The following is a 14,373-nucleotide window of genomic DNA, read 5'->3' as shown; positions in this document are numbered from 1 at the left end:
GAGATCGGAACATTATAAAAATGCCGTCTCTTCAGTCTCCTCTCAATGCCTACGAAGTTAGCTGACGGGCTAGGGCTGAGAGATGCCCTTCTTTTTAGAGTGCTGAGTACCGAGTGTTGAGTGCTGAGTTAACTCTTCACTTCTCACTTTTAACTCTTCACTTTCTATGAGATACGCCCCACAATTTGGTTCCTCCGCTCCAGCGTTATCCACTGTGACACGCTGAATTAGGCTGACTTACTCTAATGGATACTAAATTATGCACAATATAGCATTGATGCTCAGTAAAAGCCATCTATCTTATGATAAATGTTGTTTATTTTAATACTTATATCAAGTGTTATTAATTAATTATTGGTAATAAATAAGACTTGTATATTTAGTTGTGTTGTGAGTGAACTCCTTGGACAGACAGCTAAAGAATATAGTCAAGACAAGTATCAAAAATATTACGTGCTTGATTAATATTTTTAATAGAAAACGGAATATACCGATAAAATTTTATATACGACTACTTAATTAGCAAACAAAATAACATATATTATATATTCCTTTTGGTAGGTGAATTAAATTGTTAAATTTGGTAAAAACCCACTGCAATAGCTAAACTAATTGGATATGGAAGTTTGCTCATCTATCTCCTAGTTGAATTTAACATAATGGATTTTAGTCAAGTACTGGCTGAAAAAACGGACACCATCATCGATAAATGGGTTGCAGCAGTTCGCAAGGATAGACGGATTGAAAGTGCTGATGACCTATCTTATACAGGAGTAAAGGATCATATCCCTGATGTTTTACAAGCTATGGTGACAGTGCTTTCAAAATTTCAGGAGAATGATATTGAGTCAATAGTTACTGCTAGTTTTCAGCATGGAGCTATTCGAGCCGAACAAGGCTTTGACCCAGCAGAAATTGCCAGAGAATATCATCTGCTGCGAACAGTAATATTTGATATTCTACAAGCAGATTTATTAGAGGGAACACCTGTAGATATAATTCGTTCTATGCGTTTGATTGACGCTATCATAGACGAAGCGATCGCTCGATGTTTTAAGAGTTATGTTGAAGAACGCTTGCGAGAATTACAGCAATTGCAATTATCACTAACGCTCCATAATGAAGAACTTACGCGCTTAATGAGCGCCAATCAAGAGTATCTTTCGCAACTCGCTCACGAATTGAAACATCCTCTAACTTCTATTATTGGTTACTCGGATCTGTTTTTACGCCAACAACGACGCAAGACAGAGATAAAAGACACCTCAACCAATTTAGAACATATTGAGCGGGTACTACGTAACGGTAGACAATTACTCCACCTAATTAACGATGTATTAGAACTTTCGCGCTATGAAGCAGGACAGATAAAACTTCAACTAGCACCCACAGATGTGCCTGAATTAATTAATAATATCTGTGAAATGTTGGAACCTTTAGCTGCTGGGAAAAATCTAAAAGTCGTAGTGGATTGCCATCGCGCTCCCAAAGAATTAATCACAGATCCTTTTCAATGCCAACAAATTATTACAAATCTTATTAGTAATGCGATTCGCTATACAGAGTCGGGGACTATTATTATAATGTGTCAGGTGTTGGATAAAGAGAGATGTGCGATCGCAGTTTCTGACACTGGAATTGGCATTGCACCAGAAGACCAAGCCCAGATATTTGAACCCTACTTTCGCGTAAGTGCTAGCGATCGTCCTTATCTACCTGATAGTACAGGATTAGGGTTAGCGATCGTTTCGCGGTTAGTAAAACTACTACAAGGTCAAATTAACTTAGTTTCTGAGGTGGGAGTTGGTTCTACCTTCACTGTAATTTTGCCCTTACAAATAGAGAGTTGATTTCGCGCCAAGACGTAAAATTCTTCTTTGCGCCTTTGCGTGAAATCAAAAAACATTATTACAATAATCCTTGTTTTTTCAACTTAGCTAGTGCATCCTCAGCAGCAGCTTTCTCTGCATCTCTCTTATTGCGTCCCTTACCTTCGCCATAAATTTTTTCATCTACCAATACTTTGGCGATGAATTCTGGTGCATGAGAAGGGCCACCTATTTGTTCTGTGAAATATTTAGGGGGAGTGGGGGTAACGTTGCGTTGCACCCATTCCTGAAAGCGATTTTTTGAGTCTACAATTACAAAATTGTTGGTGTTACTATCAGACTTATGAGAAATGGATAGGTTTTCAGCTATGACTGAATCAAACAATGGTTCTACAAAATCTCGTACTGACTCAGTTCCCGAATCTAAAAAATACGCACCGATAATCGCTTCAAAAGTGTTACTGAGCAATCTAGATTGTGTGCGTCCTCCATCTTTTTCTGCACCATTACCTAGCCGTATCCATTTACCCAAATTTAAACTAACAGCAAATTTTGCTAACTGCGGCTTATCCACTAGCCGAGAACGTAAAGGTGTTAGTTCGCCCTCTTTTTTCTCAGGATATCGACGATAAAGATACTCGCCACTTAAAAAATTTAGTAAGGCATCACCCAAAAACTCAAGTCGCTCATTATCTTCACCTGAATTAGGGTTTTCATGCATATACGATGTGTGAGTGAGTGCGCGAAGCAGGAAAGATGCATCTTGAAAAGGCAATTGTATTAGTAGTTCATCTAAGCTTTCTCTGATGCGAACTTCTTCGGCTTGTTTCGGAGAAAGAGATCGCAAAACTTCTTGCTTCTGCTTTTCTACAATATCTGCCTCTGATGCTGAAATAGCTTTGAGAAGTCGAGCAATACTATCAAGTGCGCGATAAGTATCATCAGTAGAGAAACGCTTTCCATTAATTTCATGCGCCCATTTGTTGCGAACTTCCATAATTTCGCTAACTAAGGCACGTTCTCCATGACCCAATTTTCTTTTGAAGACCTGGTTCCATTGTCCGATTATTACTTTTAGTAATTCTGAAATATCATCGTGCAGAATGTCTTCTGGGTTACGCTTTATACTTTGATTATCAGATAGGCAGGATGTGGCTATTTCCAGCCAGCGTTTACCGTATACTTTCCGCATTTCCTGCTCAAAATAGGGGTGTAGACCCTGATTTAAATAAATTAAAGCACTCTCGACTCTGTTGCGATTACTAATAGCCATTGAGGTTTTTATTTGTATGATTCCCAAGATAACTGAATAGTGGTGTCAATAATATTCAATCTAATAAATAATCTATAGCTTACGTTGCGCGATTGCACTATACAAAATACCTAAAATTTTCTTAATATCCTTAATATAATACTCACTCAAGTCAATCGAAACTACATTACTTTCAAGCTTAACAAATTGCCAGATAGTACCGATAGTAACAGCACCATATATAGCTTTAATTTGATTTCCACCTCTCTCGTTAAATAACTGAGCAGCTACCATTTCAGCAATACATTGTGCTAAACCATATCTCAAATTCTCATTTTTACTTTCTACTAAGACAATCACCGGACTACGCACAAACAACTGTTCCGAAGAAAGACTCAAAATAAAATCACAAAAGCCGTTTAATCCTCGCTGGCTATCAACAGTAAAATCAACTCCCGAAAAAAAGCTTATTTCATAATTAAATTTGCGTCTAATTTCTAATAAAATTGGACTGATTATCATTTCACTTCGAGCTTTTCCTGAACTTATCGCTACTGCTAAATCAACATTCTCCTTAAGAATAGTAGATAATAAATCACTACATTCTTGCTCCTGCACATTTGCGAATAGTCCAGATGATTCGTGGATAACTAACCCAAAAGAATCAATAACTTCAATAAGTTTAAAATCACTATAAGCCATAGAACTTACTCCTTTGTCTTATGACTGAATCCTATAACAAAGTTTAAAAATTCAGCTTTGGCGGAAACACCTTCGCTAAATCCAGAGATAAATCAGGGAACCAAGGAAAATTTATCACCTGATTTGACAAGATAATTCGCTTATTTAAATAGCCATATTTACCTTGATTATCCTGAAATGATACACTGTAATATTGCAACTGATTATCGAATAAATTGAATATCCAATAATCAGCAATACCTGCTTGAGCATAGAGAGGTATTTTCACATCTTGGTCATAAGCTAAAGAAGAATCTGAAACCTCCATCACCAACAACACATCAGCAGGTTGAGGGTGAGACGAGAGAGAATTATCATCTCGGTTTTGAACAATCGCAAAATCCGGTTCAGGCTCGCTCTTAGGTGGCAAAGTAATCGGGGCTTGAGATTGCAAAGTTGCCCTATCTCCTACAATTTTTGGGAGTTGCTTCCACAAATTCCTTAAACAAGTTTCATGGGCTGTACCTTTGGATGCCATCTCAATAATTTCCCCGTTGATTAATTCAATATGGTCATCTTCATGGAAAAAGCCCAATTCTCCAAGCCTGTGGTATTCATCTAGTGTGAAGCGTTTAGCCTGAGCAATACTCATAACCTTACCTTTCTCTCATTGCCATAATACTTATTCTAAATGTGCCAGAAATTGGTATGCTAAAGGCCGAGACTCGCTATGAAAGCAAACAATGCCTGCGCCTACTATCAACCCCACCATCACTGCCTTTCCCTTGACGGCTGTAGTCGGTCAAGAAGCAATTAAATTAGCCTTGCTGTTAGCAGCCGTTGATCCTGGTTTGGGAGGAGTAGCGATCGCAGGTCGTCGTGGTACGGCAAAATCTGTAATGGCTCGTGCTATCCACGCTCTACTACCGCCGATTGAAGTTGTCAAAGGCTCAATCAGCAATTGTGACCCCAACCACCCAGAAGAATGGGACGATCAACTATTGGCGGAGTACGCAGACAAAGATATTCAAGATGTGCCCGTCGAAATTATCCCCGCACCTTTTTTGCAAATTCCTCTAGGTATCACAGAAGACCGACTTCTCGGTTCAGTAGATGTGGAAAAGTCGGTAAAACAAGGTGATACCATTTTTCAGCCTGGTTTACTCGCTACAGCAAACCGGGGTGTATTGTACGTAGATGAAATTAATTTATTAGATGACCAAATATCAAATCAGCTTCTAACAGTATTATCTGATGGACGCAACCAGATTGAACGGGAAGGGATTAGTTTTCAGCATCCGTGCAAATCCCTATTTATTGCCACCTACAATCCAGAAGAAGGCGGATTACGGGAACATTTATTAGATAGAATTGCGATCGCACTCTCTGCTGACGGTGTACTCGGCTTAGATCAAAGAGTAGAAGCAGTTGAACAAGCGATCGCTTATTCTAAATCTCCCCAAGACTTCCTCAAACAATACAACGAAGATTTAGACTCACTCAAAACCCAAATCATCCTGGCACGAGAATGGTTGAAAGAAGTAGTCATTACCCATGAACAAATTGCCTACTTAGTGGATGAGGCGATTCGCGGAGGAGTTCAGGGACATCGCGCCGAGTTATTCGCCACGCGAGTTGCCAAAGCTGCTGCGGCTTTGGAGGGAAGGACAACAGTTAATGCCGAAGATTTGCGCCGTGCTGTAGAACTGGTAATTGTACCACGTGCCACAGTTGTGCAGACACCGCCACCCGACCAAGCACCGCCACCGCCTCCACCGCCGCCACAACAGAATCAAGAAGAACCCCAAGATGAATCTGAAGAGGAACAAGAAGAACAGGAAGAACAGGAAGAAAATCAAGAACAAGAACCCCCAGACATCCCGGAAGAATTTATCTTTGATCCAGAAGGGGTAATCCTTGATGACAACGTGCTTTACTTTACTCAAATGGCAAAGCGGCAAGGTAAATCTGGTAGTCGCAGTGTCATCTTTTCCGATGACAGGGGACGCTACATTAAGCCAATGTTACCCAAGGGGAAAGCGCGACGCATTGCAGTAGATGCTACCTTAAGAGCAGCTGCTCCTTATCAAAAATCACGAAGAGAAAGACAACCAGATAGAAAAGTTATTGTCGAACAACCTGATATTCGCTCGAAACGCCTGGTACGTAAAGCCGGGGCGTTGGTAGTGTTTGTGGTAGATGCTTCTGGCTCAATGGCCCTGAATCGAATGCAATCGGCTAAAGGTGCGGTGATGCAACTGTTAACAGAAGCTTATCAAAACCGCGATCAAATAGCATTAATTCCCTTCCGGGGAGAACAAGCAGAGGTATTATTGCCTCCAACACGTTCTATTGCCTTAGCCCGTAACCGTTTGGAAAGGTTGCCCTGTGGTGGGGGTTCGCCCTTAGCGCATGGTTTAACTCAAGCTGTACGCGTCGGCTTAAATGCCCAGATGAGTGGAGATATTGGGCAAGTTGTCCTTGTAGCAATCACCGATGGGCGGGGTAATATTCCCTTAGCGCGTTCTTTGGGTGAACAGCTAGAACCAGGAGAAAAGCCAGATATCAAAGGAGAATTATTAGAAATTGCTGCTAGAATCCGGGCTTTGGGAATGCAACTATTAGTAATTGATACGGAAAGTAAATTTGTGTCTACTGGCTTTGCTAAAGAATTATCGCAAACAGCAGGCGGTAAATATTATCATTTGCCAAAAGCGACAGATCAAGCTATTGCTGCTATGACCAAAGGTGCGATCGCTGATTTAAAATCTAGATAATTAGTCATTTGTCATTTGTCAGTTGCTTTTGTACTAACTACTGACCATTGACTAATGACTACGATCCAGTGGGCATTACCTGTGGTTGCAAATAGCAAATCAAATCCTGGATTCCCTTTTGCAGATAGCGCGTTACTGTCATTGGACTAGTGCCAATATTCTTAGCAGCATCCTTGCGAGAAAGTTCTTTCAAAAATACCATTTCGACTGCCATGCGGGGCTTTTCTTCCAACATATTTATTGCGCCTTGGAGTTGTTGGCGTTCTTCTTCTTGTTGCAAAAGCACATGAGAACGAGGACAAGGAAGTGCTTCACCCAAGGTTATTTGGCAATCAACATAGTTAACTGCGGTTGCATCTAAACTCAAAGGCATCCGATTTTGAGCGGCTAACTTGGTTTCTTGCCATTCTTGCACAGATACCCGGAGGTGGCTGGCAATTTCAGCATCCTTGGGCTGGCGACCTAAAGACATTGCCAAGTCCTTGCGAATCTTTTGCCCTTCATTGTATAATTCTTGCCAACGACGAGGAATTTTTAATAAAGTACTGCGATCGCGCAAAAAGTGCAGCATCTCACCGCGAATATATGGCACAGCAAAGGAACTAAAAGCATATCCTTGGCTAGGGTCGAAACGCTCAATAGCCCTAATTAAACCAAAATACCCGATTTGTTCTAAATCTTCATAAGGTTCATTACATTGATGGCTGAATTTATGAGCCATCTTCCGTACTAAGCCAGTATGTAACTGTACAAGTTTATTACGAAGTTTAATAGAAGGATTCTGGTGGTACAAGTGTAATAATTCTATACCATCAGTTCGTAAAGAGGACTCACTTGCTGCCATATACATTCCTTTGTTGTAACTCCTATTCCTGAGAAAATGGAGTTGCGTATATTTTCTTCTAAGCTGTTATTATTTTGCTTAGTCAGGGAAGAATAAGCTATCGTCGTTTCACTGAACTTATGAGGGGTCTAACTCCATAATTCAGTATTTGTACGCATGATTTTGCTAACCTCTTTGTTGCAGGTTATTTTTGTTTTTTACATAACTATTAAATGGCAGATAATCTTTAGCTTTTGCAACAAAAACTAGCTATTTATGCTGAACAGTGTATTGCTGACCGGATAGCCATCTGGCATAGTGAGAGCAAGGTGAATTGGTACTGAATTAATCGCAAAAGAGACTGGGCAATTTTATCTTTTAGTACGCACCGTCATTAATAAAGGTCGAAAATCCAAATTGAAAGTTGGGTGGAAGAACAAAACCTAAGCTACAAAAAACAGAATTCCGACTCACTTTCATGAAGATTTATACTTAGCCCTCTTTAATCACTCTCGCTAGATAAAAATCTAAAACCCTTATTTTTCAGAACTTTTATCAATTTAGGCGTAGGCTGGGTTGAGGAACGAAACCCAATATCCAAAACCTTGGTATTGTTGGGTTTCACTCCGTTCCACCCAACCTACATTTATTTTTATTTCCCCAAAGTGAATAAAAGAGGGTTAGTTGGGTCTTGAGGTACATTTCTATTCAATGCTTGGTGAGATGGAAACTTAGCTGCTAACCGCATCTATTACCTACCCCTCACTCACCCTAAACTGGTTGCGTCTAAATCTTTGGCTGTTAACCGCAAAGATTGGTAACAATAGGAATAAGCAGAACGTTTTCCTAAAAAACAGTTTTTCAATATGAGCAATACCAGTAATTTTCGTGAAGCTATCCGTGAGGCTAAATCTCACGCCCTCGTTGGCCCAAACGTAATCGCCAACGCCCTCCCCTACGTCGGTGGTGGATTGGTGCTAACGGCATTAGGAACCTACGGGGGTTTGGGAGTTATCCGTACTAACCCCGAAATTTTCTTTCCCACCTTCATCGGTGCGGTGATTTTGGAGTTAATTTTGTTCTTTGTTGCCCAAAATGTTGCCCAAAAAGGTAACAAGGGTCTTGCGCTACCCCTGTTGGCAACCTACAGCCTCTTGTCTGGATATACCCTCAGTGGCTTGGTATTTGTCGCTTTGAGATCCCAAGGTGTTGGTATTCAAGGCATAGGTTTAGCTGCCCTTGGTTGTGGCGTTACTTTTATTTTTGCCCGTCAAATTGGTTCAAATCTTTCTGAACAAGATGGGATGGCTTTGACGAAAACCATCAATCTCGGTGTTATTGCCTTGGTGGTTGTGTGTCTTGCCCAATTCGGCTTTGCCATGTTTGGTGTTTACACTCCAAATTGGTTAGAAATTGCCATCTCCGGTTTAGGAGTATTCCTGTTTGTTGGGGTTTCTGTTGTTGATTTCTACATCTTGCCCCGCACTTACAGCGATGACCAATATCTGCCTGCTGCTTTGTCGATGTACCTCACTTACATCAACTTGTTTGTCTTTATCTTGCGGTTGCTAATTGCCATAAATGGCCGCGATTAATTGTCTGTAGGCACTAACAAAAGTAAAATTTTATAAAGTAAAACCGTGGTTAAATTTTTCGCAGCCACGGTTTTTTTATCCGTTTAACAGTAATATATGTAACGCCATGTGCGACTTAATATTCTGTAACAAGTTCGTCGAACTGAAGTGGGTCAAAATTTGGGAATTTTCTTTTCAATCGTTCATACACCAAACTTGTGAAACGAAACAATAAATCGCACATTGCGTTATCTTTCATACCTTTAAGGGAACTTTAACTTTAACGAGTTCAATCAAGGTATTGGTGATGAGAATTATCGAGAAAGAATCAAATCTCTGGTTTCAATTGTTGTTAACAGCATTGACCTCTGGATTTTTCACTTCAGGCATATCATCACCAACCTTGGCTCAGGTGACATCGGATAGCACTACTAACACTATTGTCAATACCAGTGGTAATGATTTTTCTATTCTAAATGGTATTGATAAAGGTAATAATTTATTTCATAGTTTCAGTAATTTCTCAGTACTAACGGGTGGCAGCGCCACCTTTGATTTAACAAACACGCCAAATATTACAACGATATTTAGTCGAGTTACAGGTGGCAATGTATCTAATATAGATGGGTTGATTCGCACTCTCAATAGCAATAACCCAGTCAGTTTATTTTTGATGAATCCCAACGGCATTGCATTCGGGCCAAATGCCAGCCTGAATATCGGTGGGTCATTTGTTGCGACAACAGCCAATAGTATTAAGTTTGCTGATGGGGTAGAGTTTAGTGCTGTGAACGCTTCCAGCCCACCTCTGTTAACAATGAACGTACCTGTGGGTTTACAGATGGGACAAAATCCTGGTAGCATTACAGTTCAGGGAAATCAAAACCAGTTGACAGATAGTACTGGCTTTGGTACAGCTAATGCGAGCAAAAGTCCCCCCGGATTACAAGTTGGGGAAAATCATACACTGGCATTGATTGGTGGTGGTATAAACTTCTACGGTGGCGTTGCTTCCACCAAGAGCAGCGGACATATAGAAATTGGTAGTGTAAGCACTGGGCTAGTTGGACTAAATGCCACTCCTACGGGTTGGGTACCAGATTACTCCACTGTGTTGAAATTGGACGATGTTCATCTGGCAGAACAATCACTGCTCAATGCTACTGGTTACAATGGCTCAATCCAAATCCAAGGACAAAACATCAGCTTAACTGAGGGTTCTGCTGTTTTGCTCCAAAACTTGGGAATAAAAGAGTCTGGGGGAATTACGGTCAATGCCACAGGTTCCCTCAACTTGATGGGGAACACAGCCAATGGTGAATTAGGAAGTTTCCTCCAAATCAACAATTTCGGCACAGGTAAAGTAGGAGATATTTCTGTCTCAGCTGCCCAGCTATCCCTCCAGGATGGAGCAAGAATTGTCACTAGAACCCGGACTCAAACATCTGGTGGAAACATTATCACGAATGTGGGTAGCACAACCGATATCAGAGGCTTTAACAGTGCTAATCCAGCGGTTTATACTGCGATTATCACATTTTCATTAAATAGCGGCAATGCAGGGAACATAACGGTATCCACGGATAATCTCAGCATTCTGGATTCTGGTGCAATTAGTTCTGTGGCTGTTAGCTCTGGACAGACTGGCAAAATACAAGTTAATGCAACAAATCTAATCGGAATTGCGGGTTACAATCCTATGGCATTTTCAGAAAGTTCGCTATCTACGATTACTCAGGGTTCTGGTAATGCTAATAGCACAGTCATCAACACATCTAAATTAGTGATTCAAGGCGGTGCATCTCTTGGGTCTTCTACCTTAGCAACAGGTTCAGCCGGTAGTGTGGAAATTAAAGCTTCAGAGTCCATATATGTTGAGGGTCGTGTTACTCAGGGTAATGCTGCTGGGACAGTCTCTCGCGTCTTTTCCAACGCTGAGATTCTCAGCCCAGCTATTCAAGCTGCATTTGAACTACCAGCCCTTCCTACTGGCAATTCAGGTTCTGTAATAATTAACACACCATCATTACGCCTCATAAATGGAGGAGTGGTTAGCGTCACAAATGATGGCCCTGGCAAAGGCGGAGATGTACGAATTAATGCCAACTCGATTTTTCTCGACAATCAAGGTAGCATCAGCGCATCAACCGCTTCTGGCAATGGTGGAGATGTCAGATTAGACTTGCAAGATTATTTATTGATGCGTCACAATAGTGCCATTTCAGCTACTGCTGTGGGCTATGGAAATGGTGGTAATTTGTCAATTAACTCACCTGTGATTGTTGGTTTAGAAAATAGCGACATCATTGCCAATGCAGTTCAAGGTCGAGGTGGCAATATTAACATCACTACTCAAGGTATTTTCGGTCTTCAATATCGTCCTCAACTGACAATAGAAAACGACATCACTGCCAGTTCCCAATTTGGTGTTAACGGTACAGTTGATATTAACAATTTTGGTGTTGACTCCAATTCTGGTTTAGTAAAACTACCTGCAAATGTCACTGATCCATCACAGCAAATTGCTACAGGTTGTGCAGGTAATCAGGAGAGTAGTTTTGTCGCCACCGGTAGGGGTGGGATACCGCAAAATCCTATGCAAGAAGTGAGGAGCGATCGCACTTGGTCGGATACCCGCGATATCTCTGCATTCCGTCAAACCCAGTCAGTACAAGCACAAATACCTAAATCGCCACAACTTCTTGTGCAAGCTTCTTCTTGGCATCGTAACGCTCAGGGCAAAATTGAGTTAATTGCAGATAAATATCCTACTCAGGTGCAATCATCCTTAACTTGTGCAGCTGTTCCCAAAACTTAGTTACAACCCTAATAGTGTTAGAAATAATACTATTTTGGGTCACTGGCAACGATTTTCTCGCTCCAGTGAGGATTGTGGGAATTTTCTTTTCAATCGTTCATACACCAAACTTGTATAACGAAACAATAAGTCGCACATCGCGTTATAGTGAACTAAGTTAAGCCTCAAGTGAACAAAACTATGCTTGAACTCTTAAATATCAAAATCGAGGTAGAAAGGTTGTCTAATATCTTGGCTAAGGCTGAGGACTGTCTTTGACCTCCAATATTTGACTGCAAGAATTCAATACTTACATCAAGTAATTGCTCAACCAGATTTTTGGAATAATCCAACCCGTGCTTATGAAGTACTTCAAGAAATTGAATACTCCATATTCTACAAGCATCAGCAATATCAGCGCTGGTGTTCGATTCTAGAAGATATCAAGGCTGCGTTGGAATTGCTGGAATTATCAGCTGATGAGCAATTGTGGCAAGAGGTGCAAAGCAACCTTACCCAACTCCAACAAGAACTCGAAACAGCAGAAATACGACAATTATTGTCTGGCCTCGAAGATAAAAAAGGTGCATTTATCACTATAACTGCTGGGGTTGGTGGTGTAGATGCTGAATATTGGGCATATATGTTGCTGCAAATGTACTGGCGTTGGGCAAAAAGCCACAATTACCAATTGGATGTAGTAGAGATTTCTGATGGGAATGAGGCCGGAATTAAGTATGCAACTTTAGAAATTACAACACGTTATGCATACGGCTACCTCAAATCAGAAACAGGCACACATCAACTACAGCAAATATCGCCCTTCGATGTTATTAACAGCTTGCAGACGAGTTTGGCTAGTGTAGAAGTTATTCCAATATTGGGTGAGTCCGTTGAGTGGGAGATTCCAGAGAAGCATTTAGAAATAACTTGGTATCGCCATCGGGGAAGTGTCAACCGCCCAGAAACATGGGTGCGGGTGTTTCACATTCCTACAGGAATTAGTGTATTTTGCGATCAACAGCGCAGTCTGATGCAAAACAAAGAGAAAGCCTTAGCTATTCTCAAGAGTAAATTGTTTGCGATGCCTACGGCTGGCTACGCCTACGCACTAGCCCAAGGTGTTGAGATTGACAAAATTCAACACCGACAGATAAAGTCTCTATCCAACAAGCTCATCCGTGAATATATCTTGCATCCTTACACCTTGGTGAAAGATTTACGTACCAATGTAGAAAGACCTGCGGCGGCAGAGGTTTTGGACGGTAAAATTGACTTGTTTATCAAAGCCTATCTGCAACAGCTATATCTCACTAGTTCAGGGGATAAGGAAGTGCTTGATAATTTCAAGTAACTTTTGTAACCTATACAAGTTGTGCAGAAAAAATTTGCCCAACTACAGCTAAAATCAAGAAACATAAAAAGAGCAATTTTCTAATCCAAAGCGCTCTATCTATCATTCAGCAAGCATTATGGATGTCCTAGAACTCAAACGCGAAATCGAAACGTTGTCTGGCCGCCTGGGTAAAACCCAGGAGTATCTTTGACGTACCTGCACTGGCAGCCAAAATTCAAGACCTGGAAAAGATATCAGCACAGCCAGAATTTTGGGGTAATCAAACTGAAGCGCAACAAACCCTACAAGAACTCACCGAACTGAAAGCCCACATCGAGCAATACGATCGCTGGCACGCTAATCTGGAAGATACTAGGGCAGTTGTTGAATTGTTGGAGTTAGAAACCGATGAGGCACTACTCCAAGAAGCGGAATCTACAATCACTAAACTGAATCGTGACCTGGATCAGTGGGAGTTACAACAGTTACTTTCCGGCCCCTATGATGCGGAAGGTGCTGTACTGACGATTAGTGCTGGTGCTGGTGGCACTGATGCTCAAGACTGGGCATTTATGCTGATGCGGATGTACACCCGTTGGGGCGAAGCTCACGGCTATAAGGTAACTTTAGCTGAAGAGTCGGAGGGTGATGAAGCCGGAATTAAATCGGCAACCCTAGAAATTACCGGCCGCTATGCTTATGGTTACTTGCGTTCAGAGATGGGTACTCATCGCTTAGTACGGATTTCACCTTTTAATGCCAACGGCAAGCGGCAAACCAGTTTTGCAGGGGTGGAAGTGATGCCGCAGATTGATAACTCTGTGCAATTGGATATTCCAGACAAAGATTTGGATATCACCACAACTCGCTCTGGTGGTAAAGGTGGGCAAAACGTCAACAAAGTAGAAACTGCGGTGCGGATTGTTCACCTTCCCACGGGTCTTGCCGTGCGCTGTACAGAAGAGCGATCGCAGCTGCAAAATAAAGAGAAAGCCCTAAATCGTCTCAAAGCAAAACTTTTGGTCATCGCCAAAGAGCAACGCGCCCAAGAAATTGCCGAAATTCGTGGCGATATGGTAGAGGCCTCCTGGGGAAACCAAATCCGTAACTATGTATTTCACCCTTACCAAATGGTGAAAGACTTACGTACAAATACAGAAACAACGGCGATTGGCGATGTGATGAATGGCGAACTTGATCCATTCATCCAAGCTTATTTGCGCCAAGAAAACAAATTAGTAGAAAATAGTTCTGCATAATTTGGGATTATTTACAAGTGCTAAGTAATGTTTTTAACATTACTT

10 protein-coding genes and 1 riboswitch are annotated in these 14,373 nt (G+C 41.3%); of the genes, 6 read left to right on the top strand and 4 right to left on the bottom strand.

The features are described from left to right. Window positions 1-31: 31 nt before the first annotated feature. A riboswitch (cyclic di-AMP (ydaO/yuaA leader) is annotated at window positions 32-244 on the bottom strand. A 415-nt stretch (window positions 245-659) separates the two neighbouring features. Beyond that, entirely contained in the window at window positions 660-1,850 is a 1,191-nt protein-coding gene (locus GNF10_RS01380) for a HAMP domain-containing sensor histidine kinase (RefSeq protein WP_185586103.1), read from the top strand. 58 nt (window positions 1,851-1,908) lie between these two features. On the opposite strand, the gene rnc is transcribed toward GNF10_RS01380, so the two are convergent. From rnc to GNF10_RS01365, 3 genes are all read right to left on the bottom strand, one after another. Further along, entirely contained in the window at window positions 1,909-3,102 is a 1,194-nt protein-coding gene (rnc, locus tag GNF10_RS39245) for a ribonuclease III (protein WP_185586102.1), read from the bottom strand. 72 nt (window positions 3,103-3,174) lie between these two features. Further along, the gene (locus GNF10_RS01370; RefSeq protein ID WP_185586101.1) at window positions 3,175-3,783 is read right to left on the bottom strand and encodes a hypothetical protein; all 609 of its coding nucleotides are present in this window, start codon (window positions 3,781-3,783) and stop codon (window positions 3,175-3,177) included. 43 nt (window positions 3,784-3,826) lie between these two features. Then, a complete protein-coding gene (locus GNF10_RS01365) occupies window positions 3,827-4,414 on the bottom strand; it encodes a Uma2 family endonuclease (RefSeq protein ID WP_185586100.1) in 588 nt (195 codons plus the stop codon). 91 nt (window positions 4,415-4,505) lie between these two features. Between GNF10_RS01365 and bchD the strand changes: the two genes are divergently transcribed. Beyond that, window positions 4,506-6,539 carry a magnesium chelatase ATPase subunit D gene (gene bchD / locus GNF10_RS01360; RefSeq protein ID WP_185586099.1) on the top strand — a complete coding sequence of 678 codons (2,034 nt, stop codon included), beginning with the start codon at window positions 4,506-4,508 and terminating at the stop codon, window positions 6,537-6,539. A gap of 58 nt (window positions 6,540-6,597) precedes the next feature. Here the strand turns inward: bchD and GNF10_RS01355 are convergent, their stop codons facing one another. Then, a complete protein-coding gene (locus tag GNF10_RS01355) occupies window positions 6,598-7,383 on the bottom strand; it encodes an RNA polymerase sigma factor SigF (protein WP_118167949.1) in 786 nt (261 codons plus the stop codon). A gap of 845 nt (window positions 7,384-8,228) precedes the next feature. On the opposite strand from GNF10_RS01355, the gene GNF10_RS01350 reads away from it, so the two are divergent. The 4 genes from GNF10_RS01350 to prfB all read left to right on the top strand — a co-directional run bounded on the left by GNF10_RS01350 (window position 8,229) and on the right by prfB (window position 14,328). Then, window positions 8,229-8,957, top strand: a complete 729-nt coding sequence (locus GNF10_RS01350; protein ID WP_069069689.1) for a Bax inhibitor-1 family protein — start codon at window positions 8,229-8,231, stop codon at window positions 8,955-8,957. 286 nt (window positions 8,958-9,243) lie between these two features. Then, window positions 9,244-11,754, top strand: coding sequence for an S-layer family protein (locus GNF10_RS01345; RefSeq protein WP_185586098.1), 2,511 nt, complete (start codon window positions 9,244-9,246; stop codon window positions 11,752-11,754). A gap of 180 nt (window positions 11,755-11,934) precedes the next feature. Then, window positions 11,935-13,087 (top strand): PCRF domain-containing protein gene (locus tag GNF10_RS01340; RefSeq protein ID WP_185586097.1). Its coding sequence is split into 2 segments (ribosomal slippage): window positions 11,935-12,009 and window positions 12,011-13,087, totalling 1,152 coding nucleotides; the frame shifts between segments, so codons are not numbered across the junction. 118 nt (window positions 13,088-13,205) lie between these two features. Beyond that, a protein-coding gene (prfB, locus tag GNF10_RS01335; RefSeq protein ID WP_185586096.1) for a peptide chain release factor 2 occupies window positions 13,206-14,328 on the top strand; the annotation gives its coding sequence in 2 pieces (ribosomal slippage) (window positions 13,206-13,277 and window positions 13,279-14,328; 1,122 coding nt in all). Window positions 14,329-14,373 lie beyond the last annotated feature (45 nt).

The sequence above is a fragment of the Nostoc sp. UCD121 genome (assembly GCF_014222285.1).
Lineage (GTDB): Bacteria > Cyanobacteriota > Cyanobacteriia > Cyanobacteriales > Nostocaceae > Nostoc.
This window is presented reverse-complemented; position numbering and strand designations above follow the sequence as displayed.

Bases quoted from the DNA above. Each gene is read 5' to 3' on its own strand.
- GNF10_RS01380 (WP_185586103.1), top strand. From the start codon at position 660: ATGGATTTTAGTCAAGTACTGGCTGAAAAAACGGACACCATCATCGAT.
- rnc (WP_185586102.1), bottom strand. From the start codon at position 3,102: ATGGCTATTAGTAATCGCAACAGAGTCGAGAGTGCTTTAATTTATTTA.
- GNF10_RS01370 (WP_185586101.1), bottom strand. From the start codon at position 3,783: ATGGCTTATAGTGATTTTAAACTTATTGAAGTTATTGATTCTTTTGGG.
- GNF10_RS01365 (WP_185586100.1), bottom strand. From the start codon at position 4,414: ATGAGTATTGCTCAGGCTAAACGCTTCACACTAGATGAATACCACAGG.
- bchD (WP_185586099.1), top strand. From the start codon at position 4,506: ATGCCTGCGCCTACTATCAACCCCACCATCACTGCCTTTCCCTTGACG.
- GNF10_RS01355 (WP_118167949.1), bottom strand. From the start codon at position 7,383: ATGGCAGCAAGTGAGTCCTCTTTACGAACTGATGGTATAGAATTATTA.
- GNF10_RS01350 (WP_069069689.1), top strand. From the start codon at position 8,229: ATGAGCAATACCAGTAATTTTCGTGAAGCTATCCGTGAGGCTAAATCT.
- GNF10_RS01345 (WP_185586098.1), top strand. From the start codon at position 9,244: ATGAGAATTATCGAGAAAGAATCAAATCTCTGGTTTCAATTGTTGTTA.